Source organism: Pseudomonas sp. 65/3-MNA-CIBAN-0223, from assembly GCF_040310425.1.
GTDB lineage: Bacteria > Pseudomonadota > Gammaproteobacteria > Pseudomonadales > Pseudomonadaceae > Aquipseudomonas > Aquipseudomonas gregormendelii.
This window is the reverse complement of the sequence record NZ_JBEOPV010000002.1, coordinates 47,654-66,546: the sequence shown is the minus strand read 5'-3', so window position 1 is coordinate 66,546 and position 18,893 is coordinate 47,654. Positions and strand designations below refer to the sequence as shown.

The following is an 18,893-nucleotide window of genomic DNA, read 5'->3' as shown; positions in this document are numbered from 1 at the left end:
CCTTTTTGGACCCAGCCCTGTAGGAGCTGTCGAGGGAACCGAGGCTGCGATCTTTTGATCTTGCGTCTAAAAAACAACATCAAAAAATCGCAGCCTCCGACAGAGCCTACAGGTGCCGTGTCGTTCACCAAACATAGACGACACTCAGAATTGAAGAGAATCACGATGAGTAACCTGACGATAGTCCCTTTAAGCTCGGCCCTCGGCGCGCAGATCAGCGGTGTCGACGTGAGCCAGCCACTGACTCCGGAACAACGCGACGCTATCGAGCAGGCATTGCTCAAGCACCAGGTGCTGTTCTTCCGCGACCAACCGATCACGCCACAACAACAGGCACGATTCGCCGCGTATTTCGGCGACCTGCACATTCATCCGATCTACCCCAATGTGCCGGAACAACCCGAAGTGCTGATCCTCGACACCGCCGTCACCGACGTGCGCGACAACGCTATCTGGCATACCGACGTGACCTTCCTGCCCACCCCGGCAATGGGCGCGGTGCTCAGTGCCAAGCTGCTGCCCGAGTTTGGCGGCGACACCTTGTGGGCCAGTGGTATTGCAGCCTACGAGGCGCTGTCCGCGCCCATGAAATCCATGCTCGAAGGGCTGACAGCCACTCACGACTTCACCCGGTCATTCCCGGTGGAGCGCTATGGCAACACCCCTGACGCGTTCGCCCAATGGGAAGAGGCCCGACGCAAGAACCCGCCGTTATCGCACCCGGTGGTTCGCACGCACCCGGCGAGCGGGCGTCGGTCACTGTTCGTCAACGAGGGCTTCACCTCGAAGATCAACGAGCTGTCAGACACCGAGAGCGAGGCGGTGCTGAAACTGCTGTTCGCCCATGCCACTCGCCCGGAGTTCACCATTCGCTGGCGGTGGCAGAAGGACGACGTGGCGTTCTGGGATAACCGCGTGACGCAGCATTACGCGGTAGACGATTACCGGCCTGCGCGGCGGGTGATGCAGCGGGCTACGGTGTTGGGGGATGTTCCGTTCTTTCGGTAGTTGCCCAGTTTTTGTCGCGAAGGCGATCTAACCGGCGCCAGATAACCTGACGCCTGACGCTTACTCAGCCGTCGAAGGCTTCTCCCAGAGATTGATCCCGCCCTCCTGGGCGAACCGGTCGATCTCCGCCAACTCTTCAGCACTGAAACTCAGATTTTTCAACGCCCCGACGTTCTCGATGATCTGCTCCGGCCGGCTTGCACCGATCAGCGCCGAAGTCACCCGCGGGTCACGCAGTGTCCAGGCCAGTGCCAACTGCGCGAGGCTCTGGCCACGACGCTTGGCAATCTCGTTCAGCGCGCGCACATGAGCGATGTTGGCTTCAGACAAATGCGAGGCCTGCAACGAGCCACCCCCCGGACGATTCACCCGCGCATCCGCCGGGACGCCGTTGAGGTACTTGTCAGTCAGCAGACCCTGGGCCAGCGGCGTGAAGGCGATCACCCCGGTGCCGAGCTCGTCGGTGGTATCCAGCAGGTCCTTTTCCACCCAGCGATTGAGCAAGTTATAAGCCGGTTGATGGATCAGCAGCGGCACTTTCCATTCTTTCAACAGTTCGGCCATTTCGCGGGTTTTCACCCCGGAATAGGACGAGATGCCAATGTACAGGGCCTTGCCTTGCTGCACCGCTGTTGCCAGTGCGCTGGCAGTTTCTTCCAGTGGCGTGTCCGGGTCGAAACGGTGCGAGTAGAAGATATCAACGTAGTCCAGGCCCAGGCGCTGCAAGCTCTGGTCGAGGCTGGCCAGCACATACTTGCGCGACCCACCGCCCTGGCCATAGGGGCCGGGCCACATGTCCCAGCCGGCCTTGCTCGAGATGATCAGTTCATCGCGGTACTGCTTGAAGTCTTCACGCAGCAAACGACCGAAGTTGATCTCGGCACTGCCGTAGGGCGGACCATAGTTGTTAGCCAGGTCGAAGTGGTTGATGCCCAGGTCAAACGCCGTGCGCAACAACGAGCGCTGGGTGTCGATCGGCGTGCTGTCGCCGAAGTTGTGCCACAGGCCCAGCGACAACGCCGGCAGCACCAGCCCGCTGCGGCCTACGCGGCGGTATGGGATAGAGTCGTAGCGATTTTCAGCAGCGGTATAGATCATCGAATCCTCTCTCGTTGATTGCTGTGGGAGCAAAGCTTGCTCCCGATGACGCCCTCACCTTTCCTGATCAACGTACCAAATGCAGGAACTGCATGTGCCGCTCGTACTGATCGAGGATGTCGTTGATGATCTGCTCCTTGGTGTAGCCGACCAGATCATAGTCCTGACTGCCCTCGGCCAAATGCACTTCAGCCCGGTAATAACGGCGATTGTTGAGCTGCTTGGAGCCCATGCCTCCGCGGGCAAACGACGGCGTGAAGTACCCGCGCATCTGCACTTGATAGATGAACGGGTGCTCCTCGCCATGACCGATTTCCAGGCTGACGTTGTCGTTGGCCGGGTCGGGTTGAGTGACCACGCTCAAGCCCTTCTCGACGAAAACGGCCGTCACTTCTTCAATCGCCGGGCGCACCGTCGTATCAAGGAAGCGATAGACCTCGTCACGCGACGGGAAATGCACGGCCTGAGTCAAGCGTTGACGCCATCCACCACGCCGGGAGCCGGAGACCGGTGCCAGGGAATGCATCTGCGCAATCTGCTTCTGCGACTCCAGGTAAAACGCCTTGTGCAGGCCCCACATCATCAGCAGCAAGATCATCGAGAACGGCAGCGAAGTCAGCACCACCGCTGATTTCAACGCATCGATGCTGCCCGAAAACAGCAGCGCACTGGTGACCAGCGCAGTCATCGCGCCCCAGAACACCCGCAGCCATTTCGGACCATCCTCATCGGGATTGCCACCCTTGGCCGACAGCGTCGACAGCACCACCGTGCCGGAGTCGGCCGAGGTGACGAAAAACACGAAGCTGATGAACACGGTGACCGCGATCACCGTCTTGCTCCACGGATAGGTTTCCAGCAGCAGGTACAACGTCATCGATGGGTTATCAATGGCGGACATGCCCAGTGCACTCATGCCGTGATTGAGCACCTGATCGATCGCGCTGTTACCGAAGATCGACATCCACGCCAGGGTGAAGCCAAGCGGGATCAGCAATACGCCAAAGACGAACTCGCGGATGGTCCGGCCACGGGAAATCCGTGCGATGAACAGCCCCACGAACGGCGACCATGCGATCCACCAGGCCCAGTAGAACACCGTCCAGCCACCCAGCCAGTCGCTCGGTTTGTCGTAGGCGTAGAGGTCGAAGCTCTTCATCGGCAAGGCGCCGAGATAATCGCCGATGTTCTGGATCAAGGTATTGAGCAAGTGCTGGGTAGGACCGGCGAACAACACAAACAGCAGCAGCGCGCAGGCCAGCAGCATGTTGATATCGGACATCACCCGCACGCCTTTGTCGACGCCGGACACCGCAACGATGATTGCCGCGCCCATCATCAGGGTGATCAAGCCGACCTGAATCCACTGGGTATGGGCGATACCGAACAGGTAGTCGAGGCCGGAGTTGAGGTGCAACACTCCAAAACCCATGTCGGCACCCAGGCCGAACACCGTGGCGATGATGCCAAAGCCATCCACCGCGTAGCCAATCGGGCCGTTGATGCGTTTGCCAATCAGCGGGTACAGCGCCGAACGCAAGGCCAGCGGCAGGTTATGCCGGTAGGCGAAGTAAGCCAGCGCCATGCCCACGAACGCGAATACGCCCCAACCGTGCAGGCCCCAGTGCAGAAACAGAATCTGCATTGCCTGGCGTGCGGCATCCGCCGTGCCCGCTTCCCCTTGAGGCGGTTGCGCCAGGTGGGTCAGCGGTTCGGACACGCAAAAGAAGAACAGTGTGATGCTGATCCCGGCGGCGAACAGCATGCCGGCCCAGGACAGGTAACTGAATTCGGGTTCGTCGTGGTCGGCACCGAGCTTGATCTTGCCGTAGCCGGACAAGGCGGTGACCACCACGAAGACCAGATACAGGGTCATCGCGAGCATGTAATACCAGCCGACCGTGTTGGCCGCCCAGTTTTGCGCTTCCAGAAGCCAGGCACCTGCCTGTTCAGGCATGGCGATGACGACAATGCCAAACAGCAGGATAAACGTCGCCGCGAAGTAGAACACCGGCGGATTCATGCGGACCTGGCCGCTTGGAGGGAGAGACGATGCACTCATGAAGTGTGCACCTCAACGGTTGCGGATGTGGCTGTAAAAATCGGACTCAGCAAAGGCAAGCCTCCTGTTGTGAGCGGGCAGCGAACCAAGGTTTTAACTTGAATGAACGTTCAAGTTAAACATGGATAGGGCGCTAAGGACTAATCGCAAGGCTCGGCGGTACTGTTTGTACGCTAGCTCAAGGAAGGGTATGACGCGGGGCTGGGGGCATTCGTTCAGCAAGAAATTAGCGATAAATGCCATTATCTCGGTCGGCTTGAAATCCTTCGCGGGCAAGCCACGCTCCCACAGGAGTTGTGTCGTACGGTAATTACGCGAACGACATCAATCCTGTGGGAGCGTGGCTTGCCCGCGAAGGCGTTAGCAAGATCACTGAGGATTTCAGCCCTTACTTCTGCGTCCCGTCGTCGTGCTGCAGATTCGCCTGCGTCAGGTTGCACCCCGCCGGCACACTGCGTGTCAGCCAGACATTGCCGCCAATGGTCGAGCCCTTGCCAATGGTAATCCGACCCAGGATCGTCGCACCGGCATAGATCACCACGTCATCCTCGACAATCGGATGCCGGGCGTGGCCCTTCTGCAACTGCCCGTCCTCATCCGCCGGAAACCTTTTGGCGCCCAGCGTCACCGCCTGATAAATCCGCACGCGCTCGCCAATGATGGCCGTCTCGCCAATCACCACGCCCGTCCCGTGATCAATAAAGAAACTGCGGCCAATCTGCGCCCCGGGGTGAATATCGATGCCGGTGGCCGAGTGCGCGATTTCCGCGCTGATCCGCGCCAGCAAGGGCAAGCCGGCGCGATACAAATGGTGCGCCAGGCGATGGTGAATCACCGCCAGGATGCCGGGATAGCACAGCAGCACTTCATCGACACTGCGTGCCGCCGGGTCGCCGTGATAAGCCGCCAGTACGTCGGTGTCCAGCAAACTGCGCAGGCCCGGCAAGGCGAGTGCGAAATCCTGGATGATCTGAATCGTCCGCGCCTCGACCTCGGTATCGGCCTGCGCACTGTGGCGCGCGGCGTAACGCAGTTCGAGGCGTGCCTGGGCAAGCAACGCGTTGAGGGCGACATCCAGGGTGTGGCCGACGTAGAAGTCTTCGCTCTCCTCGCGCAGGTCCACAGGGCCAAGGCGCATCGGGAACAATGCGCCACAAAGCGCTTCAAGAATTTCCGCCATGGCCGCCCGGGAAGGTAATTCCCTACCGCCCTGCTCTCCGCTGACACGGCCATTCTGGGTGCGCCACTGATCACGCGCTGTACGCAGTTGGCTGACGATGGTCTGCAACTGCCAATGGCTGGAACGCTCGCTCACGGTAAAGACTCCTCTCGGGCGGCCGGACTGTCTGGCCGCCTTGACGGCAATTACTTTACGGCAAGGTCTCAAAATCGAATTAAGAACCAATAGTGCTGTACTCAGTACTTTCAGCTATAAGCGATTCACGGTTGCCCACGGATTTGGGGCTGCCTATAGTCCTGACACCTTCCTCCGCCAGTACGGAACCATGATCAAACAACAGCTCGCCCGTTTTGACCGCCTCGACCTGCTCGGCCATCCCACGCCCCTGGAAAAACTCGAACGCCTCTCGACCTGGCTGGGCCGCGATGTCTACGTCAAGCGCGACGACCTGACGCCACTGGCGATGGGCGGCAACAAGCTGCGCAAACTCGAGTACCTGGCAGCCGACGCGTTGTCCCAGGGTGCCGATACCTTGATCACCGCCGGGGCGCTGCAATCCAATCACGTGCGGCAAACGGCAGCCCTGGCCGCCAAGCTGGGACTGGGTTGCGTCGCCCTGTTGGAAAATCCCCTGGGCACGGATGACAAAAATTACCTGGGCAATGGCAATCGCCTGCTACTGGACCTGTTCGACGCCAAGGTTGAATGGGTGGAAAACCTCGACGACGCCGACGGCCAACTGCAGGCCCTGGCAGATCGCCTGCGTAACAATGGCAAGAATCCTTATGTTGTGCCGATTGGCGGTTCGAATGCCCTGGGTGCACTGGGCTACGTGCGCGCCGGCCTCGATTTGGCCGAGCAGATCAAGGACACCGGCCTGACCTTTGCCGCAGTGGTCCTTGCTTCCGGGAGCGCCGGGACCCACAGCGGTCTGGCCTTGGCTTTGAGCGAAGCATTGCCGGATTTGCCAGTGATCGGCGTGACCGTATCGCGCAACGATGAAGAGCAGCGCCCCAAGGTGCAGGGCCTGGCCGAGCGCACGGCAGAACTGTTGGGGGTAAGCCTGCCGGCGAGCTTCAAGATCGACCTGTGGGATGAGTATTTCGGCCCGCGTTATGGCGAGCCCAACGCCGGGACCTTGTCGGCCGTGAAACTGCTGGCGAGTCAGGAAGGCTTGTTGCTGGACCCTGTTTACACCGGCAAAGCCATGGCTGGATTGCTCGACGGCATTGGCCGCCAGCGTTTTGATGAGGGACCGATCATATTCCTGCACACGGGTGGGGCGCCGGCGTTGTTTGCTTACAAGGATTTCCTTTGACGGGTTGCAAGATCAAAAGATCGCAGCCTTCGGCAGCTCCTACAGTGGTATGCCGCTTATTCTTTGAACGAATAATAGAATCTATATTTATTATTTTATTATCTATCAACATCATCATATAGTCGCGCCGCAGGCGAATTTGTGGCAAAACACATATGCTGCTTCAGGGCAGCATCATGCAGTCGCTTCAATCCCGAATTTGCCAACTTTCCTAAAAGCGTCTTCCCATAAGAAACCACAGGGGCTTGTCATGAATTTTTCCGTATTACGTCGAAATCTGCTGGTAGGTTCGCTGGGCCTGGCGCTGAGCGCCGGCCTGATCGGCCAGGCCGTTGCCGGTGAGCAACTGCAAAAAATCAAGGACGCAGGCGTGATCAACGTCGGCCTGGAAGGCACCTACCCACCGTTCAGTTTCGTCGACGCCGACGGCAAACTGGCCGGCTTCGAAGTTGAATTCTCCGAAGCCCTGGCCAAAGAGCTGGGCGTGAAAGTGAAGCTGCAACCGACCAAATGGGACGGGATCCTCGCGGCGCTGGAATCCAAGCGCCTCGACGCCGTGGTCAACCAGGTAACCATTTCGGAAGAGCGCAAGAAGAAGTACGACTTCTCCGAACCGTACACCGTTTCCGGGATTCAGGCGCTGGTTCTGACCAAGAACAAGGACACCATCAAAACCGCCAACGACCTGGCTGGCAAGAAAGTCGGCGTGGGCCTGGGCACCAACTACGAACAGTGGGTAAAAGCCAACGTACCGGGCGCCGACGTGCGCACTTACGAAGATGATCCGACCAAGTTCCAGGACCTGCGAGTGGGTCGTATCGACGCCATCCTGATCGACCGCCTTGCAGCGCTGGAATACGCCAAAAAGGCCAAGGACACCACCGCCGCCGGCGAACCGTTCTCCCGTCAGGAAGCCGGTATCGCCCTGCGTAAAGGCGAACCTGAACTGCTGGCGGCCGTGAACAAGGCGATCGACAAGCTGCGTGCCGACGGCACACTGACCAAGCTTTCGGAAAAATACTTCAACGCTGACGTCACTAAATAATGGAAGAGGCTTTCAAACTCGCGCTGGATTCCGCGCCTTTCCTGCTGAAGGGCGCGTACTACACGGTGATCTTGAGCCTGGGCGGCATGTTTTTCGGCCTGCTGATGGGCTTTGGCCTGGCCTTGATGCGCTTGTCGCGCTTCAAGCTGGTGAGCTGGATCGCCCGCATCTACGTGTCGTTCTTTCGCGGCACACCGTTGCTGGTGCAACTGTTCGTGATCTATTACGGCCTGCCGCAACTGGGTGTCGAACTTGATCCGTTGCCAGCGGCCCTGATTGGCTTCTCGCTGAACATGGCCGCCTATGCCTGCGAAATCCTGCGGGCTGCGATCAGCTCCATCGAACGCGGCCAATGGGAAGCCGCCGCGAGTATCGGCATGACCCGTGCGCAGACCTTGCGCCGGGCCATTCTGCCGCAAGCGATGCGCACGGCCCTGCCGCCACTGGGCAACAGCTTCATTTCGCTGGTCAAGGACACCGCCCTGGCAGCCACCATCCAGGTGCCGGAACTGTTCCGCCAGGCGCAGCTGATCACAGCTCGCACCTTCGAAATCTTCACCATGTATCTTGCCGCCGCACTGATCTACTGGATTCTGGCCACGGTGCTGTCGCACCTGCAGAACAAGTTGGAAGAGCGGGTCAATCGGCACGACCAGGAGTCCTGACCCAATGATTGTCGTGGAAAAACTGACAAAGCAGTTCAAGGGTCAGGTGGTGCTTAACGGCATCGACCTGCAGGTGAAGGCCGGCGAGGTGGTGGCGATCATCGGGCCTAGCGGCTCGGGCAAAACCACCTTCCTGCGCTGCCTGAACTTTCTAGAAGAACCCACCAGCGGCCGGATCAAGGTCGGCGACATCGAAATCGATGGCAGCCGTCCACTGAACCAGCAGCAGAGCCTGGTGCGCCGCCTGCGCCAGCACGTGGGTTTCGTGTTTCAGAACTTCAACCTGTTCCCCCATCGCACCGCCCTGGAAAATGTCATCGAAGGGCCGATCGTGGTGAAAAAAATCCCCCAGGCCGAGGCTGTTGCCTTGGGCAAGAAGCTCTTGGCCAAGGTCGGCCTGGCCGGCAAGGAAGACGCCTATCCAAGGCGCCTCTCCGGTGGCCAGCAACAGCGCGTGGCAATTGCCCGGGCGCTGGCGATGGAGCCGGAAGTGATTCTGTTCGATGAACCGACTTCAGCGCTGGACCCGGAGCTGGTGGGTGAAGTGCTGGCGACCATCCGCGGACTGGCCGAGGAGAAGCGCACCATGGTTATCGTGACTCATGAAATGGGGTTCGCCCGGGATGTCGCCAACCGCGTGGTGTTTTTCGACAAGGGCGTGATCGTGGAACAAGGCGAGGCGAAAGCATTGTTTGCCAATCCTCAAGAAGAACGGACTAAACAATTCCTTAGCAAGTTTCTGAACAACACCCACGCCTAACCTCCCCGCACTACTTTTAACTTCCAAGGACGGAAGTCTCCCTTGCGTTATAAATTCAAAACCTGTGCGCGGCTCAAACCGAGGCGTCTGCGTGGCAGTGAGAGTCAGCCATACCTTCTATGCATATTCCTAAAAGTTAGTTTATTTATTATTTATACACGCTTACGGTATATGCACCGGACCACCGGACATTCTTGATTTCGTTCGCCGCCATTTCGCGCGGCGTTTCCATGAAGATGTGAGGTAGGTATGGTCCGGAACACAATCACCCCAGTGCAGAACGCCAGGGCATTGCGTGCAGCCAAGGAGTGGCACTGATGTCCAGTCTGGCAGATGCACTCGTCCAGAGTGATCTGGACATCGCCCCGTTGGTATTGCCAGCACAGGTGCTGCGCAACGATGCGCAAGCCATCAAGGCCGCTCGTGAACTCGCGCAGGTCGCGCGCCTGCAAGCAGCCAGGCGCGACCAGCAGCGCAAGCTGCCTTGGTCGGAAATCGAACAGTTCACCCGTAGCGGCCTGGGCAGTATTTCCATTCCCCGCGAATACGGCGGCCCGCAGGTCTCCTTCGTGACCCTGGCCGAGGTGTTCGCGATTATTTCCGCGGCCGACCCGGCATTGGGTCAAATCCCGCAGAACCAGTTCGGCATCCTTCACCTGCTGCTCGGCAGCGCCACCGATGCGCAAAAAAAGCAGCTGTTCACCAGCGTGCTTCAAGGCTGGCGGATCGGTAATGCCGGTCCAGAGCGCGGCACCAAAAACACTCTGGAACTCAAGGCGCGAATCACCCCGAGCGGCGACGATTTTGTAATCAACGGGCAGAAATTCTATTCAACGGGCGCGCTGTTCGCCCATTGGGTAGCCGTCAAGGCGCTCAACGACGATGGCAAGCAAGTCCTGGCCTTCGTTCGTCGCGGCACGCCGGGTTTGCGCATCGTTGATGACTGGTCGGGTTTTGGCCAGCGCACTACCGCCAGCGGCACCCTCCTGCTGAACAATGTGCAGGTCGAAGCCGAACTGGTGGTGGACAACTGGAAGATCAATGACACGCCCAATATCCAGGGCGCCGTCTCGCAGTTGATTCAGGCCGCGATTGACGCCGGTATCGCCCGGGGCGCCATCGACGACGCCATCGAGTTCGTGAAAACCCGTGCCCGGCCATGGATCGATGCCCAGGTCGAACGAGCCAGTGACGACCTCTATGTGATCGCCGACATCGGCAAGCTGAAAATCGAACTGCACGCAGCCGAAGCGCTGTTGCGCAAAGCCGGCAAAGTCCTCGATCAGGTCAGCGCCACGCCGCTGACTGCCGAGTCTGCGGCCCGAGCCTCGATAGCCGTGGCCGAAGCCAAAGTGCTGACCACCGAGATCTCGCTACAGGCCAGTGAAAAACTCTTCGAACTGGCTGGCAGTCGCGCCACCCTCGCTGAATTCAATCTCGACCGCCACTGGCGTAACGCCCGGGTGCACACGCTGCACGATCCGGTGCGCTGGAAATATCACGCGGTCGGCACTTACCACTTGAACGGCACCCTGCCGGCTCGTCATTCCTGGATTTGACCCCCGGAACACTTTTGACCAGATCTCTGGAGAAGCACATGCCTCTTTCTCACCACGTCGCGGTCATAACCAGCGATGAGCAAGCCTTGGTCGTCGCCAGTGACCTGGCCGATGATTTCAAACGCGACAGCGCCCTGCGCGACCGCGAACGCCGTTTGCCACACCCGGAACTTGAAGTGTTTTCGCGCTCGGGCCTCTGGGGCATCAGCGTGCCTAAAGAATATGGCGGCGCCGGCGTGTCCAACGTCACATTGGCCAAGGTCATCGCCCTGATCGCCCAGGCAGATGGTTCCCTGGGACAAATTCCGCAAAACCATTTCTACGCCCTCGAAGTGCTGCGGGTAAACGGCAGTGAAGAGCAGAAAAAACGCCTGTACGCCGAAGTATTGGCCGGCCAGCGCTTGGGCAATGCGCTCGCCGAACTGGGCACCAAAACCGCCCACGACCGCGTCACTCGCCTGACCAGGGAGGGCGACGGCTATCGCATTAACGGGCGCAAGTTCTACGCCACCGGCGCGATCTATGCCCAGCGCATCCCAACCTCGGTGGTGGATGAGCATGGAGTACAGCAACTGGCGTTCGTGCCGCGCAACAGCAAAGGCCTGACGGTGATCGACGACTGGAGCGGGTTCGGCCAGCGCACCACCGGCAGCGGCTCAGTAGTATTCGAAGATGTGTTCGTCGCGGCCGAGGACGTGATCCCGTTTCAAAGCGCTTTCGAGCGGCCAACGCCAGTCGGCCCCCTGGCGCAGATTCTCCACGCGGCCATCGACACCGGTATCGCCCGCGCCGCCTACGAAGATGCGCTGCACTTCGTGCGCACCAAGACCCGGCCATGGATTGACGCCACCCACGAAAAGGCCACTGAAGACCCTCTGACCATCAAAAGCTTCGGCCACTTGAGCATTCGCCTCCACGCAGCCGAAGCGCTGCTGGAACGCGCCGGTGAATACCTCGACAAGGCCCAGGCCGACACCCACGCCGCAACCGTCGCGGCAGCCTCGATTGCCGTCGCCGAAGCCCGCGCCATCAGCACCGAAATCTCTCTCGCGGCGGGCAGCACGCTGTTCGAATTGGCAGGTAGCCAGGCGACCCTGATCGAACATGGCCTGGATCGCCACTGGCGCAACGCCCGGGTACACACCCTGCATGACCCGGTGCGCTGGAAATACCACGCCGTGGGCAACTACTACCTCAACGATGAAAACCCGCCACTACGGGGGACCATCTGATGACCGTTGCCAAGAAGAAGATCCTGCTTAATGCGTTCAACATGAACTGCATCGGGCACATCAATCACGGGCTGTGGACCCATCCACGGGACAACTCCACCCAATATAAAACCATCGAATACTGGACCGAACTGGCGCAACTGCTCGAGCGCGGCCTGTTCGATGGCTTGTTCATCGCCGACATCGTCGGGGTGTATGACGTCTACCAGAATTCGGTGGACGTGCCGCTCAAAGAATCAATCCAGCTGCCCGTCAACGATCCCCTGCTGCTGGTTTCAGCCATGGCCGCCGTCACCCGCCACCTGGGTTTCGGCCTGACGGCAAACCTTACTTATGAGCCGCCGTACCTGTTCGCCCGGCGCATGTCCACGCTCGACCACCTGAGCCGCGGCCGGGTTGGCTGGAACATCGTCACCGGTTATCTCGACAGCGCGGCCAAGGCCATGGGCTTGCGCGAACAGGTCGAACACGACCGTCGCTACGACCAGGCTGATGAGTACCTGCAAGTGCTCTACAAGCTCTGGGAAGGCAGCTGGGAAGACGGCGCAGTGGTGAACGACCCCGTGCAACGCGTCTATGCGCAACCAGACAAAGTGCACAAGGTCGAGCACAAGGGCGAGTTCTATCAGGTCGAGGGTTATCACCTCTGCGAACCCTCACCGCAACGCACGCCGGTGCTGTTCCAGGCTGGCAGCTCGGATCGCGGATTGCTGTTTGCCGGGCGTCACGCCGAGTGCGTGTTCATCAGCGGCCAGAACAAACCGTCGACCAGAGCCCAGGTGGACAAGGTGCGCGCCAGTGCCGTCGAGGCCGGGCGCAAGCCCGAGGACATCAAGGTGTTCATGGGGTTGAACGTGATCGTCGGCGCCACCGAAGAACTGGCCTGGAACAAGCATGCCGAGTACCTGAGCTACGCCAGTGCGGAAGCCGGCGTGGCGCACTTCTCGGCGTCTACCGGGATCGATTTTGCCGAATACGAAATCGATGAGCCGATCCAGTACGTAAAGAGCAATGCCATCCAGTCAGCGACCAAAAACCTGCAGAACAACGACTGGACCCGACGCAAATTGCTCGAACAACACGCCCTCGGTGGCCGTTACATCACCGTGGTCGGTTCGCCGGCGCAAGTGGCCGATGAACTCGAATCGTGGATCGCTGAGACCGGTCTCGACGGCTTCAACCTGACGCGCATCGTCACACCGGAAAGCTATGTGGACTTCATCGAGCTGGTGATTCCGGAGTTGCAGCGGCGAGGGTCGTACAAGACCGCTTACGACGACGGCAGCCTGCGGGAGAAGCTGTTCCACGCGCAGGCGCATTTGCCAGCGCAACACATCGGCGCCGAGTTCCGCCGCTAAGAGCATCGCGGGCAAGCCTTGCTCGCGATGACATTCGACCAAACACCCCAATTTCATGCACTGACTGGAAAAACCATCATGACCAAAAAACTCATCTCTCACCCAGTCAAAGCACTGGCCCTGGCCCTCGGCCTCTTCAGCTCGGTGACCTTCGCCGCTGACGCCCCACTGAAAATCGGTACCACCGCCGCCTTTGCCATTCCCCTGGAAGCCGCTGTCGAAGAGGCCAACAAGCAGGGCCTGAAAGTCGAACTCGTCGAGTTCAGCGACTGGATCGCCCCCAACGTCAGCCTCGCCGCCGGCGACATTGACGTGAACTATTTCCAGCACATCCCGTTCCTGGAAAATGCCAAGGCCGCCGCAGGGTTTGACCTAGTGCCGTTCGCGCCAGGAATCATCAATAACGTCGGCCTCTACTCGAAAAAATACAAAAGCTTCGATGAATTGCCAGAAGGCGCCACCGTCGCGATCGCCAACGACCCGATCAACAGCGGCCGCGGCCTGCAACTGTTGGCCAAGGCCGGCCTGATCACCCTCAAGCAGGGTGTCGGCTACAAGGCCACCGAAGAAGACATCGTCGCCAATCCGAAGAAAATCAAGATTCTCCAGGTCGAAGCTGTGCAACTGGTACGCGCATACGATGACGCCGACCTGGTACAGGGCTACCCGGCCTACATCCGCCTGTCCAAGACTTTTGATGCTGGCTCTGCCCTGCTGTTCGACGGCCTTGATCACAAGGAATACGTGATCCAATTCGTGATCCAGCCCAAGAGCAAAACCGACCCGCGCCTGATCAAGTTCGTCGACATCTACCAGCATTCGCCAGCCGTTCGCGCCGCCCTGGACCAGGCCCACGGCAAGCTCTATCAAGCTGGCTGGGAAAGCTGAGAATGAGCGCTGCCACCCAGCTGCGACTGGATATTCCAGAGCAACGTAATGCGCAACAAGCCCAACTGCACCCGGAACTGAACCGCGCCCACGTGCGCTTCGTTGGCCTGGGCAAAACCTACAATGGCCAGCAGGGTCCGGTGGCGGCCCTGCACGGCATCGACCTGGCGATCCAGCGCGGCGAAGTGTTCGGCATCATCGGCCGCAGCGGCGCCGGCAAATCGTCGCTGATCCGCACCATCAACCGCCTCGAACAACCGAGTAGCGGGCGGGTGCTGATCGATCAGGTCGACATCGGCGAGTTCGATGAAGACCGCCTGGTGGCGCTGCGGCGACGCATCGGCATGATCTTCCAGCACTTCAACCTGATGTCCGCCAAAACGGTGTGGCAGAACGTCGAGTTGCCGCTGAAAGTGGCGGGTGTACCGAAGGAAAAACGCGAGCGAAAAGTGCGCGAACTGCTGGAGCTGGTCGGCCTGGAAGGCAAGCACAAGGCCTACCCGGCGCAGTTGTCCGGCGGGCAGAAACAGCGAGTCGGCATCGCCCGGGCCCTGGTGCACGACCCGCAGATTCTGCTGTGCGACGAAGCCACCTCGGCACTGGACCCGGAGACCACCCAATCGATCCTCGCCCTGCTGCGCGAGATCAATCAGCGCCTGGGCCTGACCATCGTGCTGATCACCCACGAGATGGCGGTGATCCGCGACATCTGCGACCGCGTCGTGGTGCTGGAACATGGACACATCGTCGAGCAGGGCCCGGTCTGGGAGGTGTTTGGCAACCCGCAGCACGAAGTCAGCAAGACCCTGCTTGCGCCGCTGCAACACGCCTTGCCGCAGGAATTGCAAAGCCGTTTGCAGCCGCAACCCCAGTCGCCAGATGCAGCGGTGGCGCTGCGCCTGCAGTTCACCGGCAGCGCCACCGACGAGCCCGACCTGGCTGCGCTGTTCAGCGCACTCGGCGGTCGCGTGCGCCTGCTGCAAGGTGGTGTTGAGCGGATTCAGGGACATGCCCTGGGGCAACTGCTGCTGGCGGTGTCAGGCTCGTCTCTGGGCACTGAGCAACTGCGCCAACGCGCCGGGCAATGGGCGCAACAGGTAGAGGTGCTTGGCTATGTGGTTTGATCGCTTGCTGCAAGGCTTTATCGACACCTTCCTGATGGTGGGTGTCTCGTCATTGATCGCGCTGCTGGCGGGCATTCCGCTGGCGGTCATTCTGGTCACCAGCGCCAAGGGCGGCATCTACGAAGCCCCGGCGCTCAACCGAGCATTGGGCGCGTTCGTGAACCTGTTTCGCTCGATCCCGTTCCTGATTCTGATGGTGGCCCTGATTCCATTCACCCGACTGATCGTCGGCACCACCTACGGCGTCTGGGCGGCCGTGGTGCCCCTGACGATTGCCGCCACACCATTCTTTGCGCGCATTGCCGAGGTCAGCCTGCGCGAGGTGGATCATGGGCTGATCGAAGCGGCGCAAGCGATGGGCTGCCGGCGCTGGCACATTGTCTGGCACGTGCTGTTGCCTGAAGCGCTGCCGGGGATTGTTGGCGGGTTCACCATCACCCTGGTCACCATGATCAACTCATCGGCCATGGCCGGCGCGATTGGTGCCGGTGGGCTGGGTGACATCGCGTATCGGTACGGCTATCAGCGCTTTGACAGCCAGATCATGTTGACGGTGATTGTGTTGCTGGTGGTCTTGGTGGCGATTATCCAGCTGGGCGGGGATCGCCTGGCGCGGGGCTTGAACAAGCGCTGAATCAAGATCAAAAGATCGTCCGATCGCGGCCCGAGCCTGCGGCAGCTCCTACAGTGATAAATGTTCACCGAGGATGTAGCGGATCACCACGCCCCTGTAGGAGCTGCCGAAGGCTGCGATCTTGGCGATCGGAAAAACGCTACAAACCGGGAACGCGCGGGGCTTGAACAAGCGTTGAATCAAGATCAAAAGATCGTCCGATCGCGGCCCGAGCCTGCGGCAGCTCCTACAGTGATAAATGTTCACCGAGGATGCCGTGCATCACCACGCCCCCTGTAGGAGCTGCCGAAGGCTGCGATCTTGGCGATCGGAAAAACGCTACAAACCGGGAAGTTTTCTGACAGAAAAATCAGCGTTCCTACACGCATGTTCCCTTCCCTTTGCAGGAAATTTCCTAGATTATTTCGCCCGCTTGCGCCTACAGATTTCCGCGTCTAATCTCGGCCCGTCACTGCTCATCAGTGACCGGGTTTAGTAGCCCGAACAATAGGTGCATAGCGTCCCATACTCATGCCCGGCAGTTTTTGCCGGGTAATGAATATGGCGGCTGTGCGTGGGGCACCTCCGGGTGCGCCGGGTTTCCTATTGACCGGTCTACTAACCTGCGCACAGCTGCCACCCTCGTTTTAGTAGGCGAGAAGTGTCGGCTCCCACGTATCAATAGGAGCAACACGGATGAAAAAGCCTGTCCCCGATCCACCCTCCAATGCAACCAGGAACGATGACCTCCAAAGAGACCGCTCCGCACTCTACCGTGCCATCGATTTCTACCTGACCGGCGAACAACCGTCGGCTCCCGATGAGCTCAGGTTCTACAACGTCAGCAACGATGTAAGCTTCGAAGACACCCAACTCTACATCGCCGATTTGTTGCGCTGCGCATCGGTCACGGCCTATCAGTGTGGCGACCACCTCAAGGGGGCCGACCGAGCCATGGTGTATTCGATTTGGCATTTGCTGGAGATCGCCAAGGCCATGGTTGACCGGTCGATTGATTGTCTGGGGATGAAGCAGGCGCAGGACTGACTTGACGGGTTTTCCTTGAGGCCGCCTTCGCGAGCAAGCTCGCTCCTACAGGGTTCTGCGGCGCACACCGAATTTCGGTCCGGCAGAAATTACTGTGGGCCGGGCGGGGAACGCCTGGCGCGTGGCTTGAACAAGCGCTGAATCAAGATCAAAAGATCGTCCGATCGCGGCCCGAGCCTGCGGCAGCTCCTACAGTGATAAATGTTCACCGAGGATGTGCGGATCACCACGCTCCTGTAGGAGCTGCCGAAGGCTGCGATCTTGGCGATCGGAAAAACGCTACAAACCGGGAAGTTTTCTGACAGAAAAATCAGCGTTCCTACACGCATGTTCCCTTCCCTTTACAGGAAATTTCCTAGATTATTTCGCCCGCTTGCGCCTACAGATTTCCGCGTCTAATCTCGGCCCGTCACTGCTCATCAGTGACCGGGTTTAGTCGCCCGGATATCACTTGGCGTACAGCGCTACCTCTTTCAGGTGTTTTTTATCGCCTGAACTTTATGGTGGCTGTGCGCAGGGCACCCTCGGGTGCGCCGGGGTTCCAGGTGACCGGTCGACTAACCTGCGTGCAGCCGCCACCCCTTCTCGTTTAGTCGCGAAATCGGTTGGCTCCTACCACCACCTGGAGTTTACCAATGAAAAAGCCTGTCCCCGATCCACCCTCCAATGCAACCAGGAACGATGACCTCCAAAGAGACCGCTCCGCACTCTACCGTGCCATCGATTTCTACCTGACCGGCGAACAACCGTCGGCTCCCGATGAGCTCAGGTTCTACAACGTCAGCAACGATGTAAGCTTCGAAGACACCCAACTCTACATCGCCGATTTGTTGCGCTGCGCATCGGTCACGGCCTATCAGTGTGGCGACCACCTCAAGGGGGCCGACCGAGCCATGGTGTATTCGATTTGGCATTTGCTGGAGATCGCCAAGGCGATGGTTGACCGGTCGATTGATTGCCTGGGGATGAAGCAGGCGCAGGACTGACTTGACGGGTGTTCCTTGAGGCCGCCTTCGCGAGCAAGCTCGCTCCTACAGGGTTCTGCGGCGCACACAGAATCACTGTAGGAGCGAGCTTGCTCGCGATGGACGTCAACGATTACGCGGGCTTACAGATTGCACGCGTCGTTCTTGAATTTTTCGCGAGCAAGCTCGCTCCTACAGGGAATGCGGCTTGCTCGCGAATGGCTGCGCGGCAGCCACCAGCCTGATGGCGTATATTCGGCGCATCCCCATTGCCGCGCAGCCCACCATGAAGCAGACCCCCGACGACCTGGAAAAAATCACCTCCACCACACTGGGCCATTACAACTCGGTGGCCGAGGAGTTTCGCGAAGGTACTCGCGATCATGATGTCAGCCAGAACATCGACGCTCTGCTGCGGCATATCCAGGGTAGCGCGCCTTTCGACATTCTCGATTTCGGCTGTGGCCCAGGGCGCGATCTGCAGACGTTTTCCCGCATGGGCCACACGGCTGTGGGCCTGGACGGCTCGGAGCAGTTCGCGCAGATGGCGCGTGCAGACAGTGGCTGTGAGGTCTGGCAGCAGGACTTTCTGAAGCTGGATTTGCCCGGTGAACGATTTGACGGGATTTTTGCCAATGCCGTGCTGTTTCACATCCCGCGCCAAGAGCTGCCGAGGGTGCTGAAGGCGTTGCGCGGGGCGTTGAAGCCAGGAGGCGTGTTGTTCAGCTCAAATCCTCGCGGGCAGAACGAGGAAGGTTGGAACGGGCCGCGGTATGGGGCCTATCATGACTGGAAGACGTGGCAGCAATTGCTGGCCGAGGCGGGGTTTGTGGAGTTGGAGCATTACTATCGCCCGGCAGGGCTGCCGCAGGAGCAGCAGCCGTGGTTGGCGAGTGTGTGGCGTAAGCCGGCGTAGTCTCACAGGCCGCCATCGCGGGCAAGCCCGCTCCCACAGTGATTAAGGTCGGACC

The 18,893-nt window shown here is 59.7% G+C and carries 17 protein-coding genes; 14 read left to right on the top strand and 3 right to left on the bottom strand.

Going from position 1 to position 18,893, the window contains the following annotated elements; all coding sequences use genetic code 11:
* Nucleotides 1-165 precede the first annotated feature (165 nt).
* Entirely contained in the window at nucleotides 166-1,008 is an 843-nt protein-coding gene (gene tauD / locus AAEZ09_RS01935; RefSeq protein WP_205893595.1) for a taurine dioxygenase, read from the top strand.
* Between the two features lie 60 nt (nucleotides 1,009-1,068).
* Here tauD and mgrA read toward each other — a convergent pair whose 3' ends face one another.
* The 3 genes from mgrA to epsC all read right to left on the bottom strand — a co-directional run bounded on the left by mgrA (nucleotide 1,069) and on the right by epsC (nucleotide 5,483).
* Nucleotides 1,069-2,106, bottom strand: a complete 1,038-nt coding sequence (gene mgrA, locus AAEZ09_RS01930) for an L-glyceraldehyde 3-phosphate reductase (protein ID WP_122840758.1) — start codon at nucleotides 2,104-2,106, stop codon at nucleotides 1,069-1,071.
* Between the two features lie 67 nt (nucleotides 2,107-2,173).
* Entirely contained in the window at nucleotides 2,174-4,129 is a 1,956-nt protein-coding gene (gene betT, locus AAEZ09_RS01925) for a choline transporter BetT (protein ID WP_350598115.1), read from the bottom strand.
* Between the two features lie 427 nt (nucleotides 4,130-4,556).
* Complete coding sequence (epsC, locus tag AAEZ09_RS01920; protein WP_045061305.1) at nucleotides 4,557-5,483, bottom strand: serine O-acetyltransferase EpsC; 927 nt, start codon at nucleotides 5,481-5,483, stop codon at nucleotides 4,557-4,559.
* Between the two features lie 190 nt (nucleotides 5,484-5,673).
* On the opposite strand from epsC, the gene AAEZ09_RS01915 reads away from it, so the two are divergent.
* From AAEZ09_RS01915 to AAEZ09_RS01855, 13 genes are all read left to right on the top strand, one after another.
* A complete protein-coding gene (locus tag AAEZ09_RS01915) occupies nucleotides 5,674-6,666 on the top strand; it encodes a D-cysteine desulfhydrase (protein WP_350597885.1) in 993 nt (330 codons plus the stop codon).
* 250 nt (nucleotides 6,667-6,916) lie between these two features.
* The gene (tcyJ, locus tag AAEZ09_RS01910) at nucleotides 6,917-7,711 is read left to right on the top strand and encodes a cystine ABC transporter substrate-binding protein (RefSeq protein WP_045061303.1); all 795 of its coding nucleotides are present in this window, start codon (nucleotides 6,917-6,919) and stop codon (nucleotides 7,709-7,711) included.
* A complete protein-coding gene (gene tcyL, locus AAEZ09_RS01905; protein ID WP_045061302.1) occupies nucleotides 7,711-8,376 on the top strand; it encodes a cystine ABC transporter permease in 666 nt (221 codons plus the stop codon). Before tcyJ ends, tcyL begins: the two co-directional genes overlap by 1 nt.
* 4 nt (nucleotides 8,377-8,380) lie before the next feature.
* On the top strand, nucleotides 8,381-9,136 hold the full coding sequence (gene tcyN, locus AAEZ09_RS01900) for an L-cystine ABC transporter ATP-binding protein TcyN (RefSeq protein WP_122840763.1): 756 nt from the start codon (nucleotides 8,381-8,383) through the stop codon (nucleotides 9,134-9,136).
* Nucleotides 9,137-9,453: 317 nt separating this feature from the next.
* A complete protein-coding gene (locus tag AAEZ09_RS01895) occupies nucleotides 9,454-10,695 on the top strand; it encodes an SfnB family sulfur acquisition oxidoreductase (protein ID WP_205893598.1) in 1,242 nt (413 codons plus the stop codon).
* Between the two features lie 38 nt (nucleotides 10,696-10,733).
* Nucleotides 10,734-11,927, top strand: a complete 1,194-nt coding sequence (locus AAEZ09_RS01890) for an SfnB family sulfur acquisition oxidoreductase (protein ID WP_205893599.1) — start codon at nucleotides 10,734-10,736, stop codon at nucleotides 11,925-11,927.
* Complete coding sequence (locus AAEZ09_RS01885) at nucleotides 11,927-13,285, top strand: LLM class flavin-dependent oxidoreductase (protein ID WP_350597881.1); 1,359 nt, start codon at nucleotides 11,927-11,929, stop codon at nucleotides 13,283-13,285. The genes AAEZ09_RS01890 and AAEZ09_RS01885 overlap by 1 nt, the downstream gene beginning before the upstream one ends.
* 78 nt (nucleotides 13,286-13,363) lie before the next feature.
* Entirely contained in the window at nucleotides 13,364-14,173 is an 810-nt protein-coding gene (locus AAEZ09_RS01880; RefSeq protein ID WP_045061297.1) for a MetQ/NlpA family ABC transporter substrate-binding protein, read from the top strand.
* A gap of 2 nt (nucleotides 14,174-14,175) precedes the next feature.
* Nucleotides 14,176-15,297 (top strand): methionine ABC transporter ATP-binding protein, encoded by a 1,122-nt coding sequence (locus AAEZ09_RS01875; protein ID WP_350597879.1) that lies wholly within the window; start codon nucleotides 14,176-14,178, stop codon nucleotides 15,295-15,297.
* Complete coding sequence (locus tag AAEZ09_RS01870; RefSeq protein WP_045061295.1) at nucleotides 15,287-15,931, top strand: methionine ABC transporter permease; 645 nt, start codon at nucleotides 15,287-15,289, stop codon at nucleotides 15,929-15,931. Before AAEZ09_RS01875 ends, AAEZ09_RS01870 begins: the two co-directional genes overlap by 11 nt.
* Before the next feature lie 675 nt (nucleotides 15,932-16,606).
* Nucleotides 16,607-16,957 (top strand): DUF6124 family protein, encoded by a 351-nt coding sequence (locus AAEZ09_RS01865; RefSeq protein ID WP_045061294.1) that lies wholly within the window; start codon nucleotides 16,607-16,609, stop codon nucleotides 16,955-16,957.
* 635 nt (nucleotides 16,958-17,592) lie between these two features.
* On the top strand, nucleotides 17,593-17,943 hold the full coding sequence (locus AAEZ09_RS01860; protein ID WP_045061294.1) for a DUF6124 family protein: 351 nt from the start codon (nucleotides 17,593-17,595) through the stop codon (nucleotides 17,941-17,943).
* Between the two features lie 265 nt (nucleotides 17,944-18,208).
* Nucleotides 18,209-18,838 carry a class I SAM-dependent methyltransferase gene (locus AAEZ09_RS01855; protein WP_350598113.1) on the top strand — a complete coding sequence of 210 codons (630 nt, stop codon included), beginning with the start codon at nucleotides 18,209-18,211 and terminating at the stop codon, nucleotides 18,836-18,838.
* The last annotated feature ends 55 nt before the right edge of the window (nucleotides 18,839-18,893 follow it).